Origin of the sequence: Pseudoalteromonas sp. S1612 (assembly GCF_005887175.1) — a bacterium.
GTDB lineage: Bacteria > Pseudomonadota > Gammaproteobacteria > Enterobacterales > Alteromonadaceae > Pseudoalteromonas > Pseudoalteromonas undina.
The window spans coordinates 1-3,231 of record NZ_PNDH01000093.1 but is presented as its reverse complement, the minus strand read 5'-3'; the positions used below and the strand labels follow the sequence as shown (position 1 = coordinate 3,231).

Below are 3,231 nucleotides of genomic sequence, written 5' to 3'. Positions count from 1 at the left end.
GACGAAGTTGAAGTAACTGAAATTATGGTTGCAGTTGGCGATAGCGTAGAAGAAGAGCAATCTATCTTAAACGTTGAAGGCGACAAAGCAGCTATGGAAGTACCGGCGCCGTTTGCAGGTACTGTTAAAGAGATTAAAGTAGCGACTGGCGATAAAGTTAAAACTGGCTCATTGATTTTTGTATTTGAAGTGGCGGGTAGTGCACCAGCTGCAGCACCTGCAGAAAAATCAGCACCAGCGCCTAAAACAGAATCTAAGCCGGCAGCTCAGTCTGAGTCAAAATCAGCAGCATCATCTGCTAAAGCAAGCTCTGAAAGCTTTGAAAACAATAGCGCTTATGCACATGCATCTCCAGTGGTTCGCCGTTTAGCACGTGAGTTTGGTATTAACCTTGCCAACGTTAAAGGCACGGGCCGTAAAAACCGTGTTGTTAAAGAAGACGTGCAAAACTATGTTAAGCAACTGGTTAAGCAAGTTGAGTCTGGTCAAGTATCAGCAGCTAAAGCCAATGCTGGTGGCGGTGAGCTTGGTTTAATTCCATGGCCAAAAGTTGATTTTGCTAAGTTTGGTGAAATAGAAGAGAAAAAACTCTCTCGTATTCAAAAGCTGTCAGGTAAAAACTTACACCGTAACTGGGTACAAATCCCACATGTTACCCAGTTTGATGAAGCGGATATCACGAGCCTTGAGCAGTTCCGTAAAGAGCAAAACGCGCTTAACGAGAAGAAAAAGCTGGGTGTTAAAATTACGCCACTCGTGTTTGTAATGAAAGCAGCTGCTAAAGCGCTTGCTGAGTTCCCTACATTTAACTCATCGCTTTCAGAGGATGGCGAAAGCTTAATCCTTAAAAAGTACATTAATATTGGTGTAGCGGTTGATACGCCAAATGGCTTAGTTGTACCAGTGTTTAAAGATGTTGATAAAAAAGGCATTATTGAACTATCTCGTGAACTAATGGAAGTATCTGTTAAAGCGCGTGATGGCAAGTTAAGTTCATCAGATATGCAAGGTGGTTGTTTTACTATTTCAAGCCTAGGTGGCATTGGCGGTACGGCATTTACGCCGATTGTGAATGCGCCTGAGGTGGCAATTTTAGGTGTGTCAAAATCTGAAATGAAGCCTAAGTGGAATGGTAAAGAGTTTGAGCCTAAGCTAATGGTTCCACTTTCAATGTCTTACGACCATAGAGTGATTGACGGTGCACTTGCTGCACGCTTTACTGTTACTCTTGCAAGTTACATGAGTGATATACGCCAGTTAGTGATGTGATCACTACAGAGTGAGTAAAATCAAATCCCAGCCAGTTGTTTTTAGCTGGGATTTTTATCATTTGCAATGATACAATATTTGCACAAATGCCCTTTTCTGCCTTGCAGAAACATGGCAGTTAAATTTTGGGGCTGTGTCCCGTTCAAACAATAAAGGTAATAGCATGAGCAACGAATTAAAAACTCAAGTTGTTGTACTAGGCGGTGGTCCTGGTGGTTACTCTGCGGCTTTTCGCGCTGCTGACTTGGGCTTAGAAGTTACATTAGTAGAATCTCGCGAGACATTAGGCGGTGTATGTCTTAATGTTGGTTGTATTCCTTCTAAAGCACTTTTACACGTAGCTAAAGTGATTGATGATGCTGCAGAAATGTCATCTCACGGCGTTACTTTTGGCGCACCAAAAATTGACTTAGATGAAGTTCGTTCTTGGAAAGACTCTGTTGTTGGCCAGCTTACAGGTGGCTTAGACGGCATGGCTAAAATGCGTAAAGTAAAAGTTGTATCTGGTTACGGTAAATTTACTGGTAGCAACACTTTAGATGTTGAAGGCGCTGACGGTAAAACAACCATTACCTTTGATAACGCAATTATTGCTGCGGGTTCTAAACCTGTAAACTTACCTTTCATCCCTGAGGATGATCGCGTTATTGATTCAACGGGCGCGCTAGAGCTTAAAGATGTTCCTGAAAAGCTACTTGTTTTAGGTGGTGGTATTATCGGTCTTGAAATGGGTACGGTTTACCGTGCACTAGGTTCTGCAATTGATGTTGTAGAATTTGCAGACCAACTTGTTCCTGCTGCTGATAAAGACATCATTAAAATTTACCAAAAGCATGTTAAAGACAAGTTTAATGTAATGCTTTCAACTAAAGTAACTGGCGTTGAAGCAAAAGACGACGGTTTATATGTTACGTTTGAAGGCAAAAATGCACCGGCAGAGCCAGTACGTTACGACAAAGTACTTGTTGCTGTAGGTCGTACACCAAATGGTAACATGTTAGACGCTGATAAAGCGGGTGTGAATGTTGATGAGCGTGGTTTTATTAACGTTGATAAGCAATTACGTACTAACGTAGAACATATTTTTGCGATTGGTGACTTAGTGGGTCAACCTATGCTTGCGCATAAAGCGGTTCATGAAGGCCATGTTGCAGCAGAAGTTATCTCTGGTCAAAAACATTACTTTGATCCTAAGTGTATTCCTTCAATTGCTTACACTGACCCTGAAATTGCATGGGCGGGTGTAACTGAAAAAGAAGCGAAAGAGCAAGGTTTAAGCATTGAAACAGCTGTATTCCCTTGGGCTGCATCGGGTCGTGCTATTGCTTCTTCACGTACTGAAGGTTCTACTAAGCTTATTTTTGATAAAGAAAGCGGCCGTATTATCGGTGGTGCTATGATTGGTATTAACGCAGGCGAAATGCTGGGCGAAATCGGTCTAGGTATTGAAATGGGTGCAGATGGTGAAGACCTAGCGCTAACAATTCATGCTCACCCAACATTGAACGAATCAATCGGCCTTGCTGCTGAAATATTTGAAGGTTCAATCACTGATTTACCAAACAAAAAAGCAGTTAAAAAGAAGAAGTAATTTCTTTTAGTTAATCGCGATAAAAAACCCAAGCCTCGGCTTGGGTTTTTTGTTTTTATAGCCTCAGCGTTTAGCAAAAGATTGTTCTGTGTAGCGCAGCGTCTCTATGGTGCAAAAACAAAGACTAAAGCATGTCGAGCTGCGAGTGTCGGGCAACGGGCTTAAAACCCTAAATTAAACCTGCGCGAGATAAATTCACGCCTGCAACATAAAAGTTATGCTTGCAAAAAGCTCGGTGTTTTATTTTACTAGCGCCCGTAGCCCGTAGCCCGTAGCCCGTAGCCCGTAGCCCGTAGCCCGCAGATATCTATTTTCTTTTATTTTAGGTCCAATGCGGAGCCTTCAATTTAATCGTAAAAACCAACAGGGAC

The 3,231-nt window shown here is 42.2% G+C and carries 2 protein-coding genes; both read left to right on the top strand.

All coding sequences use genetic code 11. From position 1 onward, the window contains the following. On the top strand, positions 1-1,269 hold a 1,269-nt coding region (aceF, locus tag CWB78_RS18245), incomplete at its 5' end, for a dihydrolipoyllysine-residue acetyltransferase (RefSeq protein ID WP_138596823.1). A 163-nt stretch (positions 1,270-1,432) separates the two neighbouring features. Next, a complete protein-coding gene (lpdA, locus tag CWB78_RS18240; protein ID WP_008114944.1) occupies positions 1,433-2,860 on the top strand; it encodes a dihydrolipoyl dehydrogenase in 1,428 nt (475 codons plus the stop codon). The last annotated feature ends 371 nt before the right edge of the window (positions 2,861-3,231 follow it).